This window comes from Chryseobacterium viscerum (assembly GCF_025949665.1).
GTDB lineage: Bacteria > Bacteroidota > Bacteroidia > Flavobacteriales > Weeksellaceae > Chryseobacterium > Chryseobacterium viscerum_A.
This window is the reverse complement of the sequence record NZ_JAPDFT010000001.1, coordinates 2023107-2041351: the sequence shown is the minus strand read 5'-3', so window position 1 is coordinate 2041351 and position 18245 is coordinate 2023107. Positions and strand designations below refer to the sequence as shown.

Below are 18245 nucleotides of genomic sequence, written 5' to 3'. Positions count from 1 at the left end.
ATTTGACTTTGTCAAATTTTTAGCCTGTTTATTTTATAAGTTGTTCACAATTCTTGTTACTCCGTTTTTAAAAACATCAGATTGAAAATTGAGCAGCATGCCTAGTTTACAGTTTGCCATTTTTAGATAGGTGAGTAGTTGTGCTTTATGAGTGGGTGATATATAATCAATAGCTTTTATTTCCAGAATTACTTTGTTTTCAATAATCATATCAAGTCTGAAGGCATTTTCTATTCTCAAATCTTCATAAATGATTGGAAGTAACTTTTGTTTTTCTACTAAAAATCCTGATTTTGTTAATTCATAAAACATACATTCTTCGTACACATGTTCAAATAATCCTGCTCCAAGTTTTCTATGAATTTTTAATCCAGTTTCAAAAACGATTTTTGAGAGTTCATTTTCTGTCATTTGTGGTGTTTTGTAAGTCTTTAAATATATCAATTATTAGGTAATTGTAGATGTTCAGCTTTAAATATTTCAATAATATAAACATTAATTTATTGAAGTGAGCGGTTGGGTAAACGCAAAGGCGCAAAGATTTTTATACAATTTGCATATTTTAAGGCGCAAAAAAAATCAAAGATTTTCAGCAAGCGTGTGAATATAATTTGATGATTCAAAATATGCAGTTTTCAATTTTATCGGAGATAAAATCTTTGCGTCTTAAAAATATAAAGATTTAAAAATTTTTTGCACCTTTGCGTTATCCAACAAAAATTAAACTTTATTCTGTTTCAAAAGCATCATCAGAATTACAGGAATACCAAATACAGAGCTTATCACATTCAAAGGGATCTGTGTTTTTTCCGCAATAACTGAGAATACAAGCATGATCAGCATTCCCAGAAACATGTTGAGAATCCATTGCTGCCATAATTTGGATGGATTATAGACCAGTCTGCAAAAGTGGGGAACAATGATTCCGATAAAAAGGATAGGTCCTAAAAATGCAGTAACAGAAGCGGATAGGAGAGAGGACGCCACGATTATTAAAAGTTTCAACTGTTTCAAATTTACACCTAAACTTTGTGCATAGGAATTGCCCAGAGAATTTCCAATGAGTGGTTTTATCGCTCTGAAACAGATAAGCATACCAATTGAAACTAAAATAAACAACACATAAATCTGGTTTCTCGTTACCATATTATTCGCCCCGAAAGACCATAAAATATAGTTTTTCAGACTCTGGTTTTCTGCATAAAATTGTAACAGTGAGACAATAGCACCAGCAAATGCAGAGACAAGAAACCCGAAAATAATAAGATAAGATTTGTCCTGAAATCTGTTAGACATTGATAATAATATCAGCATCAGGAGCAGACTTCCTCCAATAGCTGATAAGCTTAAGAAGCTGTTCTGCAGAAACTCAGGCAGTAAAATGTCATGAGAAAAGAAAATATAAAAGGCAACAGACAAACTGGCAACCGAAGTGATTCCCAATATATCAGGTCCTGCCAGTGGGTTTTGAAAATATTCCTGCATCAGAAAACCTGAAGTAGGAATTGAAATTCCGGCCAGCATCATTACCAAAACACGGTTGATGCGGATTTCAGCGATTTGATTATGATCAGAATTTTGGAAGAAATCCTGAAAATTTAAGCTTAAAAATCCTGTGTTCAGATTGATGACAGCGCTCATAATAATGGCAATCAGGAATAGCAAACACAGGATTTTAAATCTTTTTGACATGATTCGGAAAGAGTTCAGTCTGTTTTTATTGTAAGAAAGAATCGATTTTTGAATTTAATACATCTTCCGTCATCATTCCCAGGTATTCATCGGTTTTATCACCTTTTCTCATGAAAGTAAAAGGAATAGAACCTCCGTCCCATTGTTTGAAATTGGAAGAGAAGAAATTTTGATCCAGTTTTTGTCCATCAAGTAAGATAACACTTTTCCCAAGCTTATTTTCAGTTGCAAAATTCTTTACAGCACCAGCCCAATCAGCTTTGTCGTCAAGATTGATGAAAGTGAATTTTACGGGCTTGCCCTTCAGTTCCTCCATTTTACTTTTAAAACTTGGAATCTCTCTCATGCATGGACCGCACCAGGTTGCAAAAAAGTTGGTAACATATAAAGTATCATTATTTTTTGCTAAATACTGACTTACATTTTCAGGAGAAAGTTCTTTGGGAATATACGTACTTTCCTCAGCACCTGTAGGTTGAGTTACAGAAAGAGAATCTGCAGCTGCTGTGTTTTCAGTTTTCTGGCCTTCTTTTTTACAGCTGTATAATGCAGTAAGGAGTAACGTGGATAAAATTATCTTCTTCATAAATTATTTTTTATCTATTTTTGAATTGAAGTTATGGAACAACAAATCTATAAAGGAAAACTGATACAGTTTCATCCGTTAAAAATAGCGAAAAAGGAAGAGCTGACCAAAAATACTTTTTCTCTGGAGTTTGATATTCCTGAGAATTTAAAAGAAAATTTCAGGTTTGAAGCAGGGCAGTTCGTCAGTATAAAATTTCAAGCCCATGGTAAAGAGGTTATTAATGATTATTCAATGACTTCGGCACCTTATGAGGGGAAAGTAAGTCTGGGAATAAAGATGAATTCTCCTGAAGGTGCTGCTTCCCAGTTATTTCAAAACTATAATGTAGGTGATGATCTGTGGGTGAGTGAACCCGGAGGAAGATTTACATTGGTTTCCAAGCCCAGTGAATTCAGGACTATTGTTGCTTTCGCAGCTGGTATAGGAATCACGCCCATTTTGAGCCACTTCAAGAATATTCTTCACACAGAACCCAGAACCCGGTTGTTTCTATTTTTTGGAAATAAAAGTTCAGAAGATCTGGTGTACCGTGATCAATTGGATAATCTTGCAAGAACGTGTGGTGACAGGCTTCAGATTTTTTACTTCTTCTCGCAGGAGAAAACTGGAGATCAGTTTTTTTATGGAAGATTGGATGCCAAGAAATTGAATCTTATCATTAATCAGATTCTCCATTTGGATGATACCGATGAAGAATCTACAATCTGGGATGCTGTAGACGAAGTGCTGATCTGCGGAAAAGGTGAAATGATAAAGACTTTGGCCAATGCCTGCTATCACCATGGAATTCCGAAAAAGAACATCCATTTTGAACTTTTTGAGGAATTTAATGATGATATTTATCCTGTAGAAAAAGAATTCCCTTTGATTGAAGATATAGAGGTTGAATTTACCATGCTCGGAAAAAAATACACTACTTATCTTCCTGATAATAAGGATAAAATTCTGCAGCAGCTTCTGATTCAGAAGTTTCCGGTTCCTTATTCATGCAAATCCGGAATCTGTGGAAGCTGTGAATGTTCTTTAGAAGAAGGGGAAGTGGAACTGCTGGAGAATGAGTATCTTACTGAACGAGAAGAAGAGCAGGGGCATATATTGGCTTGCATGTCTATTGTGAAAAGTAAAAAAATAAAGCTTAACTTTGATCTTAGTTGAGAGTCATTAGGAACATATTTAACCTGGGTTTTATATCATTGGAATTGGGAATTCTGATGATATGTTTCTGTAATGTGTGGGTTTTCGGGCTTACCAACGGGAGAACCTATACCAAAATCTCAAAAATTCCACCAAGAGAGGTTGCATTGGTTCTGGGAACATCTCCGAAAATGAGATCCGGAAAATCTAATCCCTATTTCACAAAAAGAATGGATGCTGCGGCTCTTCTTTATCATCATGGGAAAATCAAGAAAATTATCGTAAGCGGGGAGAAGAGTACAGGTTACAATGAACCGAGAGCAATGAAAAATTACCTGGTTTATCTGGAAGGTGTTCCGGAAGATATTATTATGGAAGATCCTAAAGGTTTCAATACCTACAAAAGTATTCTCCGTTGTAAGGATGTTTATAAAAAGAAAAATGTCATTATTGTATCTCAGGGATATCATAACCTGAGGGCCTTGTTTTTTGCAAGAAACAATGATATGAATGCTTTGGGGTTTGATGCTCAGGATGTCACAAAATCTGAAAGCTTCTACAGAAATCAGACGAGGGAAATCCTCGCCCGTGTGATTGCTGTAGTCTATTTTATTTTAGGCGTTTCTCCGGATTAGAAAGGATATCCGAACGCGATATTAACAGTAGGTTTGAAAGGCTGGAAATATTTGAATCTCCATCGGTCTCCATCAGGTTTATTCGGGTCATAGATCTTGTAAGCAAGGTCAATTCTGGCCGTTACATAGGCGATATTAACCCTTAATCCGAATCCGCTTCCGATACCCACTTGTTTCAGGAATTTATTGAATTTAAACTCATCTCCATATCCGTCATTATAGTTACGAAGACTCCAGGTATTTCCTATATCTGTAAATAAAGCTCCCTCATAAGTCTTATTGAACGGAATTCTGTATTCAATATTGGTGGTAAGCTTTACATTGTCTGTCATATAAGTACGTACTCTTTCATCCACCTGAGAATCTGCAGGACCTAATCCTCCAAATGCTACCCAGGCTCTGATATCGTTGGAACCTCCATTAAAATATGATTTGATGATCGGCATGTCCTGAGAATTTCCATAAGGTATCCCCACCCCGATAAACTGGCGAAGTACCAAGGTCTGGTTGCCATTGAATTTGAAATACTTTCTGGCATCAATATCAAATTTTACAAACTGTGCATATGGTAACCCGAAAATGGTTTTCTGGGGACCGGTAACAACACCTCCGTCGTTATCTTTTTTATTGAATAGGCTTAAAATGTTACCTGCAAGCTCAACTTTCCCATTGAAATAAAATGCGTTTGGATATTCTTTTTTCCCGATTTCACTGTATACAAAGTTATAAATCATGGAAGAAATAAGAACATCCTGCGTCTGCCTGTCTTTATTCACTAAGGTCCCTCTGAAGGCCGTCAAAAGATCTGTTCCTTGTTGATTAAGACTTGCACGGTAAGCGTCGTTCTCAATAATCTTTTTGGAAACCTCATCTACACTAAGTTTTCCATCTTTATAATCTTGTCCGGTTTGTGCAGTTTCCGGATTAAACATAAAATAATTCCCGAAAACTTCATCTTTTACCCTTCCGTCATTTACAAAATAATCGTAGTAGGCATCTTTATTTTTGGTAAGACTGACCTGAGTATTGAATAAAGTAAGCTTATGATATACCTGATCATTAACACTTGCCTGATAGTTCAGCCCCGTATTGAAAATCAATCTTCCCAAACCGATATTGTTCTGTATGGACGCCCCTAACAAAATAGATGAAGTAGGCGTATATCGTTTAGGAATGAATTTATAATAATTAAACGGAAGCAAAAGCCTTGGGAAATTCAAAGATGCCTGAGCTGATATTTCATAGGCAGCAACTCTTTTATCAATATCTTTCGTACTTCTGATAGATCCAAATGTTCCTGAAAGGCTTGTGGAAAGGTTTTCTGCCCCTCTGAAAACGTTTCGGGTGGTAAGGTCTACGGAAGGAGAGATACCAAGATTTAATACCTGGGAATAATTAATATCTGTTCCCAGTTTAAACTCGTACTTCGGAAGCGGTTTCAAAACATATAATACATCAACAATGCTGTCGTTAGGTGAAGCCATTCCTCCTTGTCTCAGGGAGTCTCTTGCCTTAACGATGCTAAAATTGTTCATCGCCAAAAGATTTCTCTTGGTAACATCAAGCTTGGTTTGATCAAAAACCTTTTTACTGTCCGGAATAATAGCTCTCCATATGGATGAAAGTTTATATTTATCATTCATCGTATGGAATCTTATTCTTCTTAAACTGTCTTTTTTGGTATTTTTAGGATAATCACCCGGTTCATCTATAATGGCAACATCTATATTTCCGAAAGTTGAAATCTTATATGGAGTATCCAGAGAGTCTTTATGAATTTCCAGTGTCAAAGGAATCTGCTTTCTGCTTTTAAGAGAATCTGCCACAAAATAGACTTCATCATTTGAAGCATTGAATCTATAGAACCCAAACTCCCTCATCAGATCCGTAATTCGGGTTACTTCTCTTTCAAGAACGGTCTGATCAAGAATCTGTCCTGATCTTACAAGACTTCTGTTCAGATTATAATTGTAATAACCTTTGATCCCCTGATCCGGAATATTGTAAAAATAATCCTTGATCCGGGTAGGTTCATTATGCTTAATAGAATAATGAACAGATGCTTTTTTAGAAGCAGAATCCAGAGTATGTTTGAATGTTACATCAGAATCCCAGTATCCTCTGTAGGTAAGTCTTTTCTTAATAGATTCAGCACTTTTTTCGCTTCTTGTCTGATCAAGTATTACCGGCGGTGTTCCCCAATTGTGCAATAAACGATCGAACAGCAGGCTTTTTCCAACACTGCTTTTCATATTGTATTTAAGGAATAAAGAGTCTCTCAGTTTCTGATTTCTCATCTCTCCGGGATAGGTCATGTATTCGTTAAGTATCGTATCGTATTTTGTATCAGCCATATTGTACAGAAGAAGACTTAATGGCATGAAAAGGAATTGCTTTTTATTGGGTTTTTGCTGAATATAATCTTTGAGTTCCTCATCGAAAAATTCTTTCTTATCCTCGAACCCTAATGTGTTCTTGGTAAGCAGATATTCGCCTTCAGGAACTTTTTTTGTTGTACTACAAGCATAAAGGAGACCAACAAATGTTGCAAATGAGATAATTTTATAATATTTTTGAGGAGAATTCTTATAATGCTTACAGCTCATACAATAAAAGTTTTACAATCTTTGGATAAAAAGAAGTTCAGACAAAAATACAATTTGTTTTTGGTTGAAGGTAATAAAATCATTTGTGAACTTTTTAATTCTAACTTTAAAGTTAAAGAAATATTATCAACCGATCCACAAAAATTGGACCGTACTGATATTCCTGTTACCCATATCTCTGAAAATGAATTAAAAAAAATTAGTTTTCTTAAAACGCCAAAAGATTCCGTAGCGGTATGTTATCTTGCTGAGGAAGAAAAATTAGCGGATAAGAATATACAGCTGGTTTTGGATGGAATACAGGATCCCGGAAATTTAGGGACCATTATACGACTGGCAGACTGGTTCGGGATAGAACAAATCATCTGCAGTGAAGATACCGTAGATGTCTACAATCCAAAAGTGATTCAGGCAACTATGGGCTCTTTTACCAGAGTTAATGTGGTATACACTGATCTTGTGGAATATCTTTCCTCAACAGAGAATATAAATATCGGAACGGATATGGAAGGGGAGGATATCTATACTTTTGAGAAACCTGAAAAAATCAATCTGATTTTAGGAAATGAAGGAAACGGAATGAGACCGGAAACTGAAAAGCTTTTACAAAAAAGTATCAGTATTCCGAGGTTCGGAAAATCCCAGTCTACAGAAAGCCTGAATGTATCAATGGCTGCCGGGATTATTCTGGGACAGTTATTTTCAAAATAGAAGCCAGAAACTAGAAGTTAGAGAATATCCAGTGATTTATACTAATTTCTAACCTCTAGTTTCTAACATCTAATTTCTATATCAACTGTTCCATGCTGGAAACACTTTTATTTTTCTGATATACTTCCATCTTTTTTCTGACATACTTCAGCGCTATAGGTGCAAGGTAAATCAATGCAGCACCAATCAGTTTTTTCTTCCAGTTGGAGCTTTTCATATTCTTTTTGGCATAGTTTCCTACGATAGCAGTAACCCCTAGTTTAACAAGGCTGTCTGTAATGTTTCCACCTTTAAAAGCGGAACTAGCAATTCCTACAGCTGTATTTTTGTTAATGAGCAGATCTTTTACTTCTGAGGTAAGCTGTTTGGCAATGACATCCTTTCTCAGAACCACTTTTTCATCACCATCTTCATCTATCTTTTCCTGAAGGTACTGGTCACTTAATCCGTTGGTAAATGCACTTAGGCTTTCCTTAGTGTTTTTGAAGGTAAGAAGATTCTCCAGATCACTTATTTCGCCTTGAAGCAGTTTTTTCTTTCTTCTTAATTCTTCTATGCTCTCGTATTTTCTGCCCATAGTTTAATGATTTAAAAATTTAATAACCTGATCTGCAACAGTATTGACAATCTTAGTTTTGAAGGCAACAACAAACGCCATTACCAATGCATAGAATGCAGCAACAATTAAGAATCCGTAAGAGTAATTATCCAATGCTTTTCCGATAAGGAAAGCGATTCCAAAATTGAAAAGGATAATAAAAAAAGCAAAAGCAACAAGCAGTACTACAAAGTAAGTAATGAGCCCGGCAGAAAGAGAAGACTTTTCAGTAGCTTCAATTTTCAGAAGATCTATTCTCTTGGAGGCGTATTCTTTAATAGTTTCTATCATTGTTTTTTTTTAAAGTTACAAAAAAAGGAACTTTCGCACAAAAGTTCCTTTCTGTAATTTACTTAAAAAAGATAAATTACTTATTTTTTCAGATCATTCAGTTCCGCTTCTACATCTTTTGCCAAATCTGCAGTTTTAGAAACAATCTGATCTTTGTATTTGTCATATCCGTCTTTCACAGTATGTGCTACGCTGCTTGCAGTTTCTTTGAAAGTAGAAGAAATATTGCCATATTGGTCTTTTACTTTTTCAGAAACCTCTCCGTATTTATTTTTAGCCTGATCTTTAAGATCATTTGCCTTATCCTTTATCTTTTTTCTGGTTTCTTTACCTTCTTCCGGTGCGTATAACATTCCTAAGATTACACCTGCCGCAGCACCTGCAAGAAGTCCTGCCAATATACCTGCTGTATTATTTCCTTTTCTAGACATTTTAAGTTTTTTAATAATTAATAATAGATTAGTTTTTACAGTAATAAAACTTACAATTTGTATACCAAAGGAGGCTTGAAGCCTATTAAAAATTGTTAAATCTTTTCGATGTGAGATAAAATAAGTTCTATAGTTTCTTCTTTGGTTAGTTCAGAATTATCAATAACGATAGCATCTTCAGCCTGCTTCAATGGGGCTATTTCACGCTCACTGTCAATCTTGTCACGTTCTATCAGGTTTTGTTTTACCTGCTCTTTATCTGCTTCTATTCCCAGACCTTTCAGTTCCAGAAACCTTCTGTTGGTTCTTTCGTCAATGCTGGCAGTAAGAAAGAATTTATAGTCCGCATTTGGCAGAACTACTGTCCCAATGTCACGTCCGTCCATAATAACACCTCCTTTTTCTGCCAAAGTGCGCTGTGACTGCAGCAAAAAGTCTCTTACCTCTTTCTGTTTGGCAACAAGGCTTACGTTGTCAGATACTATATTGGTGCGGATTTCCTTAGAAATATCCGTGTCATTAAGGAAAAGAATAAGGGTACCGTCGTTATTTTTAAATTCAAGTTTGATCTGATTAAAAGAAGAGAACAGTGTGTTCAGATCAATCTCACCGTTTTCATTCAGACAATGCTGCAAAGCATACCAGGTAACTCCTCTGTAAAGCGCTCCTGTATCCATATGAATAAGTCCCAGTTTATCAGCAATGACTTTAGAGATAGAACTTTTTCCGGTAGACGAGTACCCATCGATAGCAATTACAGGTTTTTTCATACTGCAAATTTCAAGATTTTTTCTTAAAAATCAAGAGGAAGTAAGAAAATTTCAGAATAATTAAGAAAATTTCAGCCGGAAAGATTACTCTCCTCTGTGGCTGGAAAGGTCCATGGAAATTCCTATCTGATTGACATTCGAAGAGTTGTGGTATCTTACATGAGCATAATCTATACGGAATCTGGAAACTTTCACTCCAAATCCTGCAGAAAGTCCTGAGAAGTTTCTTTGATCCGCAACTGCCAGTTCATTTCCTCTTTTAACATTATATCCCAGCCTGATATTGAAATTCTTTTCCGGAAACAATTCAGCTCCCAATGAAAAGTGGTCTGCAATTTTTCTACCGGCTTTTACTTCCTGTCCATCAAGGTTATATTCTGAAGAAATATCAAATTTCTGAAGATCATGCGCTGTAATAGTGATCGCAAGAGGGAAGTTCTTGATTATTTTGGTATACCCAAGATCAATTCTGAAAGGAAGATTTTCTCTTGTTCCATTGAATGACTTCAGCTGGAAACCAAAATTTCTCATCACTAAAGAAAGAACTTCTTTAGTTTTTTTATTATGATAGGTAACTCCCGCTGTTCCTGAAATTGCGGAAGAAGTATAGTTGTCAATTTTTGAGGTAACGAAATTAAGTCCTCCACCAATCGTCCAGTCTTCTTCAAACTGGTAGGCATAGCCTGCACCAATAGCTACATCTGAAGCTTTGAATTCTCCGTTTTCGAAACCGCTTTCATCCGTTCTGGGTGTGCTCCCATAGCTCATATATCTGGCATTGATGGTAGCCATATGGCCATTCTCAAAGTCTTTGGCATAAGCAATAGTTCCGTATTTTGAATCGGCAAGATAAGCTGTTGCATTTACAGAAAGCTGTTTGTCAGAATCTTTATTTAACAGGGCAGGGTTTGCAATAGCAAAGGAAACATCATAATCTCTTATCGAAATTGCATCACCACCCAAAGCAGCCTGTCTTGCAGATACAGGTACATTTAAGAACGGATAAACATTTGTTCCTGTTTGCGCATAAGAAACAATTCCTGATAGAAATAATGAAAAAATGATAATTTTCTTCAACTCAATTTATAATTAATGCAAAAATAATCCTTTTTCGTACTTTTCAAAATATTTCTTACATTATTTCTATTTAAATATTTTTCTTTTATCAATATCTTTAATGATTATATTTGCAAAATCAAATTCTGGGGAAACCCATACTAATAAAAAGTTACTAAAAATAAAAGATGAAATATAAAAGAATCCTTCTGAAACTAAGCGGTGAGGCCTTAATGGGAAACAGACAATATGGTATTGATACCGAAAGACTGCAGGAATATGCTGTTGAGATTAAGAAAGTAGTCGAAAAAGGCTGTGAAGTTGCGATCGTCATTGGAGGAGGAAATATTTTCCGTGGTGTTGCAGGAGCTGCAAAAGGAATGGACAGAGTACAGGGAGACTATATGGGAATGCTGGCAACTGTCATCAATGGTATGGCATTGCAGGGAGCATTGGAAGATGCAGGAATCAAAACAAGACTTCAGTCTGCTATCGAAATGGATAAAGTAGCTGAACCTTTCATCAAAAGAAGAGCAGTAAGACACCTTGAAAAAGGAAGAGTAGTGATCTTCGGAGCAGGAACAGGAAACCCTTATTTTACTACAGATACAGCAGCTACTCTAAGAGCCATCGAAATTGGAGCTGATGTGATTTTAAAAGGAACAAGAGTAGATGGAATCTATGACAGTGATCCTGAAAAAAATGCTGATGCTGTAAAATACAATTCATTATCTTTTGATGAAGTATTTGAGAAAAACCTTAAGGTAATGGATATGACTGCCTTTACTTTGAGCCATGAAAACAAATTGCCAATCATTGTATTCGATATGAATAAAGACGGTAACCTGTCAAAAATTGTAGACGGAGAAAATGTAGGTACTTTGGTTGATTTATAATCAATTTTAGTAGAAAAATATAAAAAACACCTGCCACGATTATCGTGACAGGTGTTTTTGTTTTTATAGTAGTTTTAATAATTATTTATCTGCCTCAATATTCTGTTTGGCATTTTCCTTTTCAACCAAAGTGTAATGGGAGAAAACCCATTCAATGATCTGATTTATTATTTTCATGATCATCTCAAATTCTGTGACAGCAGTTACTCCCGGTACTAGTTTCACAACGCCCGGTTTAGGTAATGGTTGTGGTAGAATAAGACCAGTTACCTGAGGATCAACCCCCGTCGCAGGAATACCATTATACATGGCCACATGTTGTACTGATAACTGAAGCATATAGTCTTGCAAAGTTTCAGGAGGTGTTTTGATGCTGATCGAAGAGCTGCTTGAGTGTTGCAGCTTCCCTGGAAGTGATTGGTTTTGTATTCTTGTATAGCTGGCTCCTGATTTTGAAGAATCACCAATAGCCATCTTCTGTAAAGCGTTTAATATGGAAGCCGTCATATTTGTAGGAGCCTGGCCATATATTGTTGCTATTTTTCCCAGTTCTGATACCGGCCATGCATGAGGTACTACATCCAGATCATTCCAGTGCATGGTATTCCAGCTTTGGTAAGTACCTGATTGTTGCTGCCATCCTGGAGGTAACGGTGGAAATTTACTATTGAACAGGCTGGCAAATGTAGCCTCACCCGGAGTAGGTCCGGCGGTAGGGTATACAAGCGTTACACCGAATGCATTCAGGTCTTTATTTTCTTTCAGATAAAGAGCAAGGGTAGGAGATAATGCTCCTGCAAGACTGTGTCCGCAAAATATAATAGCTGTACCGGGTTCCGGATTTAACCCTGCAAGAAACTGCTGCAGTGTAGTATTAGGTGAAGCTGCAGAATGAGGGCTTTCAAGTCCGAGAAGGATACTTACACCGGTGGCAGTACCTTTTGAAATATAAGGGTCAGTACCGTTATAAGCTGATGGAGCAAAATTGGAAGGGTTGTAAGTCGTCCAGTTGACTACTTCTGAAACCGAGAAATCTTCTGTTTCCCAATCGTAAAGCGATGAAGGATTAGTTGCTGCAATAGCCACAACGTAAGCAGGCAATGTAGGACCTCCCGGAAATGCAACAGCATCACATTTAGCCACATATAATGCATTGTCTGCAACTCCTGTAGGAACACCCTTTTCATTTTTTTCTTCGATCAGGGCAGGTCCCCAGACAAGATCCCAGTTTCCTAATATCGGCAGCACTGATGGATCAGCTGTTGAAGGTGTTGTTTGGTTCATTATTTTAACAGGAGGAACATTGTTAAAATAAAAAGATAAGTCATACTGAAGCTGTTGCTGGAGCTGAATACCCAAACCGTTGTAACCTCCGGCACGGTTGGCAAGACCTGCCATACCAAAAACTTGTTGATAGGCGTCTAAAGATGGATTTGTCATAATGTGATTGGTTTAAAATTAGTGTATAAAGTGATTATGAATTATTTTACATAAAATTCTCTTTTGTGTGATATTATAATCTCTATTGAGAACTTCATTAAAAATGATAAAGTAAAATAAGCTATAAAAAATGGCTTGCAAATCAGTAGAAACAACCAAAATATTTTATAGGTATTTGTACCTGAAACTCTTCACTTAAGATCATTGAAAATCATCTTCTTTTTTCAAAGCAAGGACAAGTACACAAAATCCATCTGTGAAATACCTATTATTCAAAAACAATCATTATTTTTGCAGCACTGAATAGTAAAAAATAGGTTAAAACGGTGAAAAAACACTGATATTTACATAATTTGTGAATTTTAACTAATTGATATTCAGATTAATTAATAGATGTGTAATTTATCAAACTTTAATATAATAATGGAAGAATTAGATCTTATATTAGAATCTGTAAAACAAGACATGGATGCAGCAGTAAAGCACCTGGATCACGCATTTCAAAGAATTAGAGCAGGACGTGCTTCTACGGCAATGGTTCAGGATGTAATGGTAGAATATTATGGAGCTATGACTCCTATCAACCAGGTTGCGAATGTTTCTGTTCCGGATGCAATGACAATCTCTATTCAACCTTGGGACAGAACTGCGATCAACGCGATTGAAAAAGCGATCATCAATTCAAACTTAGGTTTTGCACCTTCTAATAACGGAGAAAACATTATCCTTAACGTTCCGCCTTTAACAGAGGAAAGAAGAAAGGAACTTGCAAAACAGGCTAAAGTAGAAGCTGAGAATACTAAAGTAACAGTAAGAAACGCAAGACAGGATGGTTTGAAAGAACTTAAAAAATTAGACGGAGTTTCTGAAGATGTTGTAAAAGGAGTGGAAGAAGAAATCCAGACTTATACGGACAAATATGTAAAACTTTGCGATGAGCATCTTAAGACAAAAGAAGCTGAAATTATGAAAGTATAATTTTCAGTTTTTTGAAAATAAAAAAGAGGTTTCCGATGGGAAGCCTCTTTTTTTCTTTTAAATATGTTTGTTCTATTGATTTTAGATTATGTATTTAGTTTTTTTGGTTAGAACTTTATCGTAAAGATGTCTCATTCCATAATATATTGATGAGTATTTGCGTTAATTGATTATATTTATAAAATTATTCCTGCAAACTGAATTTAAAACAGGAAATTAAACATTTTAAAAGTGATGACGAAGATTATTGGTGTAGGCAACTACATACCATCTGAAACGATAACTAATCTATTTTTTGATAAGCATATTTTTCTTAATGAGAAGGGAATATTATTAAAAGAAAATAATACATCTATTACAGATAAGTTAAAAAAAATTACAGGTATTGAAGAAAGAAGATATGCTCATAGTACAGAGGTTACTTCAGATCTTGGATTTATCGCAGCTAAGGCTGCCATTGAAAATGCAGGAATAGATCCTGAAACATTAGACTATATTATTTTTGCCCATAATTTTGGAGATGTTCGTTTTGGAACAGTTCAATCCGATGCGGTTCCAAGTCTTGCGGCAAGGGTAAAGCATTTATTAGGAATAAGAAATAACTTCTGCGTGGCGTATGATGTTCTTTTTGGATGTCCTGGCTGGATTGAAGGAGTGATACAGGCTAATGCATTTATTAAAGCCGGAATTGCAAAACGATGTTTGGTGATTGGTGGGGAAACTCTTTCCCGTGTAGTGGATATCCACGACAGAGATAGTATGATCTATGCTGATGGAGCAGGAGCGGCTGTGCTGGAAGTTAACAACGATGATGACTCCGGAATAAAGGCTCATTTGTCAGCTTCTTATACTTTTGAGGAGAAAGATTATCTGTATTTTGGGAAATCTTACAACAATGATAAATGCCCGGATACAAAATACATCAAAATGGATGGGCGAAAGATTTATGAATTTGCCCTTATCAATGTTCCTGATGCTATGAAAAAGTGTCTGGACAGCAGCGGATACTCCATCAGCCAGTTAAATAAGATTATTATTCATCAGGCTAATGAAAAAATGGATGAGGCTATCGTTAACAGGTTTTACCAGTTGTATCATACGCCGGTTCCTGAAAATATAATGCCTATGGTTATTCATAAACTGGGAAACAGCAGTGTCGCTACCATTCCGTCTTTGCTGACGATGATTCTAAAGGATGAACTGGAGCATCATAAAATCCAGAAAAATGATGTGGTTTTATTTGCTTCTGTGGGTGCGGGAATGAATATTAATGCCTTTGTTTATAAGTTTTAAACTTATCATCAAAAAAACTAAAATTATGGAGAATAATTTTTAGTTTTAAGAATATAAAAAGAGGTTTCCATTGGAAACCTCTTTTGCTTTTACAGACATTTGATTGGTCCTTTCTGATTTTTATGTTGTAGCAGAGATTGATAAGTTGTAAGTAATTCATCAGTATTACACTGTACTTCTTTACTTGGAATATTGTCCGCTGTTTTTTCTTTTTGATCAGATTTTATGCTGTATTTCTTTTCAAGGCATTTCAGTGGTTTGTTATTTTGAAGATAAATACGGGTTTCTGTAATATCATCTTTAGTAATAGGTTTTTCCGGAGTACCACCATCAAAATTCCATACGGTTTCCTGTCTGAATATAAAAAAAGGTTTTCCATCTTTTATAAAATATTTTTCAGATCCTGAGAAATGGCTGTGTTCTGCATAAAAATGTTCTATCACTTTAATCTCATTTTTGTCAGAATAAAAGGTCACTTCACCTGAAGGCTCATCATTACAATCATAAGTAAATTTTGATTGGCTCAGCTGTTTTGCCTCCAGTTGAGCTTGAAGGGCGGTATATTCTTTTTTAATCTTATCAATAGGATCTTCGGCTACGCTGATTTGTGCTGAATCTTTTTTTATGGAAAAATTATCCATTGAAGCAGATTCTTTATGAGCTGCTTTATCATTTTTACATGAAAAAATAAGAAACAGGCCTGCAGTGAGTAATAGGATTTTCATAAGGTAAATGAGTTTGATGGCTGATAAAAATACAAAAAAAATAATGTCATAAAGAAGGGTTCAGTAGAAGGTCATTTTTTATTTACCATTTTTTACATCCAGAATAATTCAACAAAAAAGCTCCGAAAAAAATCGGAGCTTTCTACTTTTATTACTTACATCAGAGTTATTGATATCTCTGATGTTCTTTACTTTTGGTAAACCTTTTGGTAATAGGTTTGAATAATGCTTTGTATTTTTCAGCATCAAATAATTGTGAATCTGTAAGGGCTTTATAAGTCATCCATACTCCAAAAGGAAGAAGGATAAGGTTAGGAAGCCATGCTGCAAGATAAGGATTCATTTTTCCGCTCCAGGACATGTTTTCTACCCCAACATTCATTACATAAAAGATAATGAAAATCACAATGGCTATGATTACAGGAAGTCCCATTCCTCCTTTTCTGATAATAGAACCTAAACTTGCTCCAATCAGGAAGAAGATAATACAGGTTACCGAATAAGCTACAATCCTCTGCTGATAAATGACAACCTTACTGAAGTATTTTACATTGGAACTGTATTCATTCTTTTTAGACTCCAGTGTAGACTTCAGATTATCCAGTCTGTTGTAAGAGTTGTAAATAATTTCCAGCTTTTTGTCTCCTTTTATTGTGTCCAGTTTGATCTGTGTTTTTGGAGCTACTTTATGTTTGTTGCCCTTATCCATATAGGTTACAACAGAATTGGTCTGGTTAAGAACCTCGGAACCGATATTATCAAAGAACTGCTTATTATCTTTTTTGTTTTTGTTAATCGTTCCGTCAAGCTGATTATAGGTCTGAAAACGGTAGTCATCCGTGATCTGCTCTTTTTCGATCGCTTTATTAATGATTTCACTGATGTCAAAGTGTGAAACTAGTGTGTCGAATTTAATGGCCTGATCGGGTTGTTTCTGTCTTACATTATCTCCTTTTCCGGCAAAGGCATCTTCAAAGACATATCCGTTATACAATACAAGTTTCAGAAAATTTTTATTAGCTGCCGGAACAAACTTTCCTTTTTCTGCTACAACAGATTGTTGATTTTCGTAAGCATTGGCTTTTTTATGGACAAAAACTCCTTCAATATTTTCTCCGTTTTCCCCGTATATTTTATCAAACTTTACCATATACCCGGGAATCTGATCAATAAACTGTCCAGGAGTAAAGTTGATTGCCGGTTTTGTCTGGGCAATATTGAAAAGCATGTTTTTGGCTTTTTTCTGAAAATCCGGGATAATATTATTGGAGAAGAAAAACAGCATAATGGCAAGTGCCGTTGAGATTCCCAACAAGGGAGTCATAACCCTGGTCAAAGGAATTCCTGCCGCCTTCATTGCTGCAAGCTCATACCGTTCTCCAAATTCCCCGAACGACATGATGCTCGCAAGGAGAATGGTAAGTGGCAGCACCATACTGATGACGTTTACCCCAAGATAAAAAAGAAGTTTGAGGATCTGCCAGTAGCTTAATCCTTTTCCCATAAACTGTCCTAACTGAACCCAGATAATGTTTACAATAAAAATGAAAAACAATACGCTGAATATAAAGAAAAACGGTCCAAAGAAGGTTTTTATGATATATCGGTCTAGTATTTTTAACATGCGCCAAAATTAATCAAAAAGCCACAAAGTTTACTTGTGGCTTTTTATATTTTGTTATTTTTTTAACTTAAAAAGTAAATTTGCTTAGTTGCCAATTCACTTTCAGCTTTTTAAAGTTCTGTAATTACGTAATTTTTAAACTTATTCTTGTCAAAAACAAACATATTAGGGTCCAGTTGCTGATTTTCTTTGTATTCTTTAATCGCAATTACTGCCACATCTTTGTTGTTTCCGTGTTGTTCCAGTTTTACCATTTGCTTTTTAGCAGAATCTACAAAAAGATATACGAACTGTATTCCGTTTGCTTTTACCGGTGTAAGTTTAATAAAATCAGCATTCACACCATTTACCATCTTCTTACCATTATATGTTACATTATAATCGTTTCTGTAAGTCGTAAGGTAGTTGATAGGGGAGAACATGGTGCCGCTTCCGTTAGGCTTGGCAATTGTTACTTCCATGTCATCCGCGTTGATATTATAAATCTTGCTTCCGTCGAAGATCTGTTCCGTGTCCATGATCTTCAGTTTGTATTTTTCTCCCGCAGCATAATAAATACCTGGTTCTGTTTTCGTAACCTGCCCGTTAAGGCCGCTTCCAAAAGAAAATTTGAAGTAAGAATTCTTTTTAGAATTGTAGTTGGCTGTAATATCATCCAATATCTTTTTTGCCTTAGCATCAATCTTCTGAGCATTGGCCATACCTACTGCACCTACAACAAAACTTCCTAATATAACTTTTGAAATAATATTTTTCATTTTTTTATTTAATAATCT

General features: G+C 35.6%; 19 protein-coding genes. 6 read left to right on the top strand and 13 right to left on the bottom strand.

Features of this window, described 5'->3' with window-relative positions:
* Positions 1-33: 33 nt before the first annotated feature.
* The 3 genes from OL225_RS09325 to OL225_RS09315 all read right to left on the bottom strand — a co-directional run bounded on the left by OL225_RS09325 (position 34) and on the right by OL225_RS09315 (position 2278).
* Positions 34-411, bottom strand: a complete 378-nt coding sequence (locus OL225_RS09325; protein ID WP_047375147.1) for a GxxExxY protein — start codon at positions 409-411, stop codon at positions 34-36.
* A 309-nt stretch (positions 412-720) separates the two neighbouring features.
* Positions 721-1692: a FecCD family ABC transporter permease gene (locus OL225_RS09320; RefSeq protein ID WP_264518052.1), complete on the bottom strand. Its 972-nt coding sequence runs from the start codon at positions 1690-1692 to the stop codon at positions 721-723.
* 25 nt (positions 1693-1717) lie between these two features.
* On the bottom strand, positions 1718-2278 hold the full coding sequence (locus OL225_RS09315) for a TlpA family protein disulfide reductase (RefSeq protein WP_047375144.1): 561 nt from the start codon (positions 2276-2278) through the stop codon (positions 1718-1720).
* Positions 2279-2311: 33 nt separating this feature from the next.
* On the opposite strand from OL225_RS09315, the gene OL225_RS09310 reads away from it, so the two are divergent.
* Complete coding sequence (locus OL225_RS09310; RefSeq protein WP_264518051.1) at positions 2312-3436, top strand: ferredoxin--NADP reductase; 1125 nt, start codon at positions 2312-2314, stop codon at positions 3434-3436.
* Between the two features lie 56 nt (positions 3437-3492).
* Positions 3493-4050 carry a vancomycin high temperature exclusion protein gene (locus tag OL225_RS09305; RefSeq protein WP_149385600.1) on the top strand — a complete coding sequence of 186 codons (558 nt, stop codon included), beginning with the start codon at positions 3493-3495 and terminating at the stop codon, positions 4048-4050.
* On the opposite strand, the gene OL225_RS09300 is transcribed toward OL225_RS09305, so the two are convergent.
* A complete protein-coding gene (locus OL225_RS09300) occupies positions 4047-6656 on the bottom strand; it encodes a BamA/TamA family outer membrane protein (RefSeq protein WP_047375140.1) in 2610 nt (869 codons plus the stop codon). The genes OL225_RS09305 and OL225_RS09300 overlap by 4 nt on opposite strands.
* Here OL225_RS09300 and OL225_RS09295 point away from each other — a divergent pair.
* Positions 6642-7367, top strand: a complete 726-nt coding sequence (locus OL225_RS09295) for a TrmH family RNA methyltransferase (RefSeq protein WP_047375138.1) — start codon at positions 6642-6644, stop codon at positions 7365-7367. The genes OL225_RS09300 and OL225_RS09295 overlap by 15 nt on opposite strands.
* 76 nt (positions 7368-7443) lie before the next feature.
* On the opposite strand, the gene OL225_RS09290 is transcribed toward OL225_RS09295, so the two are convergent.
* From OL225_RS09290 to porQ, 5 genes are all read right to left on the bottom strand, one after another.
* Complete coding sequence (locus OL225_RS09290; protein WP_047375134.1) at positions 7444-7944, bottom strand: hypothetical protein; 501 nt, start codon at positions 7942-7944, stop codon at positions 7444-7446.
* Between the two features lie 3 nt (positions 7945-7947).
* Entirely contained in the window at positions 7948-8256 is a 309-nt protein-coding gene (locus tag OL225_RS09285) for a phage holin family protein (RefSeq protein WP_034694332.1), read from the bottom strand.
* A gap of 80 nt (positions 8257-8336) precedes the next feature.
* Complete coding sequence (locus tag OL225_RS09280; RefSeq protein WP_047375131.1) at positions 8337-8687, bottom strand: YtxH domain-containing protein; 351 nt, start codon at positions 8685-8687, stop codon at positions 8337-8339.
* Positions 8688-8782: 95 nt separating this feature from the next.
* Positions 8783-9457, bottom strand: coding sequence for a (d)CMP kinase (gene cmk / locus OL225_RS09275; RefSeq protein ID WP_264518050.1), 675 nt, complete (start codon positions 9455-9457; stop codon positions 8783-8785).
* 84 nt (positions 9458-9541) lie between these two features.
* Complete coding sequence (porQ, locus tag OL225_RS09270; RefSeq protein WP_047375129.1) at positions 9542-10534, bottom strand: type IX secretion system protein PorQ; 993 nt, start codon at positions 10532-10534, stop codon at positions 9542-9544.
* A gap of 167 nt (positions 10535-10701) precedes the next feature.
* Here porQ and pyrH point away from each other — a divergent pair, with 167 nt between their 5' ends.
* Positions 10702-11409 (top strand): UMP kinase, encoded by a 708-nt coding sequence (pyrH, locus tag OL225_RS09265; RefSeq protein WP_047375127.1) that lies wholly within the window; start codon positions 10702-10704, stop codon positions 11407-11409.
* 81 nt (positions 11410-11490) lie between these two features.
* Here pyrH and OL225_RS09260 read toward each other — a convergent pair whose 3' ends face one another.
* Positions 11491-12849 (bottom strand): lipase family protein, encoded by a 1359-nt coding sequence (locus tag OL225_RS09260; protein WP_264518049.1) that lies wholly within the window; start codon positions 12847-12849, stop codon positions 11491-11493.
* 423 nt (positions 12850-13272) lie between these two features.
* Between OL225_RS09260 and frr the strand changes: the two genes are divergently transcribed.
* The gene (gene frr, locus OL225_RS09255; RefSeq protein WP_047375125.1) at positions 13273-13827 is read left to right on the top strand and encodes a ribosome recycling factor; all 555 of its coding nucleotides are present in this window, start codon (positions 13273-13275) and stop codon (positions 13825-13827) included.
* 231 nt (positions 13828-14058) lie between these two features.
* Complete coding sequence (locus OL225_RS09250) at positions 14059-15120, top strand: 3-oxoacyl-ACP synthase III family protein (RefSeq protein ID WP_081995437.1); 1062 nt, start codon at positions 14059-14061, stop codon at positions 15118-15120.
* An 89-nt stretch (positions 15121-15209) separates the two neighbouring features.
* Here the strand turns inward: OL225_RS09250 and OL225_RS09245 are convergent, their stop codons facing one another.
* The 3 genes from OL225_RS09245 to OL225_RS09235 all read right to left on the bottom strand — a co-directional run bounded on the left by OL225_RS09245 (position 15210) and on the right by OL225_RS09235 (position 18227).
* Positions 15210-15845, bottom strand: coding sequence for a hypothetical protein (locus OL225_RS09245; protein WP_264518048.1), 636 nt, complete (start codon positions 15843-15845; stop codon positions 15210-15212).
* Between the two features lie 166 nt (positions 15846-16011).
* On the bottom strand, positions 16012-17469 hold the full coding sequence (locus OL225_RS09240; protein ID WP_047375115.1) for an LptF/LptG family permease: 1458 nt from the start codon (positions 17467-17469) through the stop codon (positions 16012-16014).
* A gap of 110 nt (positions 17470-17579) precedes the next feature.
* Entirely contained in the window at positions 17580-18227 is a 648-nt protein-coding gene (locus OL225_RS09235; protein ID WP_047375113.1) for a LolA family protein, read from the bottom strand.
* Positions 18228-18245 lie beyond the last annotated feature (18 nt).

Excerpts from the sequence above, each read along its gene's own strand:
- OL225_RS09325 (WP_047375147.1), bottom strand. The coding sequence starts at position 411 with ATGACAGAAAATGAACTCTCAAAAATCGTTTTTGAAACTGGATTAAAA.
- OL225_RS09320 (WP_264518052.1), bottom strand. The coding sequence starts at position 1,692 with ATGTCAAAAAGATTTAAAATCCTGTGTTTGCTATTCCTGATTGCCATT.
- OL225_RS09315 (WP_047375144.1), bottom strand. The coding sequence starts at position 2,278 with ATGAAGAAGATAATTTTATCCACGTTACTCCTTACTGCATTATACAGC.
- OL225_RS09310 (WP_264518051.1), top strand. The coding sequence starts at position 2,312 with ATGGAACAACAAATCTATAAAGGAAAACTGATACAGTTTCATCCGTTA.
- OL225_RS09305 (WP_149385600.1), top strand. The coding sequence starts at position 3,493 with ATGATATGTTTCTGTAATGTGTGGGTTTTCGGGCTTACCAACGGGAGA.
- OL225_RS09295 (WP_047375138.1), top strand. The coding sequence starts at position 6,642 with ATGCTTACAGCTCATACAATAAAAGTTTTACAATCTTTGGATAAAAAG.
- OL225_RS09300 (WP_047375140.1), bottom strand. The coding sequence starts at position 6,656 with ATGAGCTGTAAGCATTATAAGAATTCTCCTCAAAAATATTATAAAATT.
- OL225_RS09290 (WP_047375134.1), bottom strand. The coding sequence starts at position 7,944 with ATGGGCAGAAAATACGAGAGCATAGAAGAATTAAGAAGAAAGAAAAAA.
- OL225_RS09285 (WP_034694332.1), bottom strand. The coding sequence starts at position 8,256 with ATGATAGAAACTATTAAAGAATACGCCTCCAAGAGAATAGATCTTCTG.
- OL225_RS09280 (WP_047375131.1), bottom strand. The coding sequence starts at position 8,687 with ATGTCTAGAAAAGGAAATAATACAGCAGGTATATTGGCAGGACTTCTT.
- cmk (WP_264518050.1), bottom strand. The coding sequence starts at position 9,457 with ATGAAAAAACCTGTAATTGCTATCGATGGGTACTCGTCTACCGGAAAA.
- pyrH (WP_047375127.1), top strand. The coding sequence starts at position 10,702 with ATGAAATATAAAAGAATCCTTCTGAAACTAAGCGGTGAGGCCTTAATG.
- OL225_RS09260 (WP_264518049.1), bottom strand. The coding sequence starts at position 12,849 with ATGACAAATCCATCTTTAGACGCCTATCAACAAGTTTTTGGTATGGCA.
- frr (WP_047375125.1), top strand. The coding sequence starts at position 13,273 with ATGGAAGAATTAGATCTTATATTAGAATCTGTAAAACAAGACATGGAT.
- OL225_RS09245 (WP_264518048.1), bottom strand. The coding sequence starts at position 15,845 with ATGAAAATCCTATTACTCACTGCAGGCCTGTTTCTTATTTTTTCATGT.
- OL225_RS09240 (WP_047375115.1), bottom strand. The coding sequence starts at position 17,469 with ATGTTAAAAATACTAGACCGATATATCATAAAAACCTTCTTTGGACCG.
- OL225_RS09235 (WP_047375113.1), bottom strand. The coding sequence starts at position 18,227 with ATGAAAAATATTATTTCAAAAGTTATATTAGGAAGTTTTGTTGTAGGT.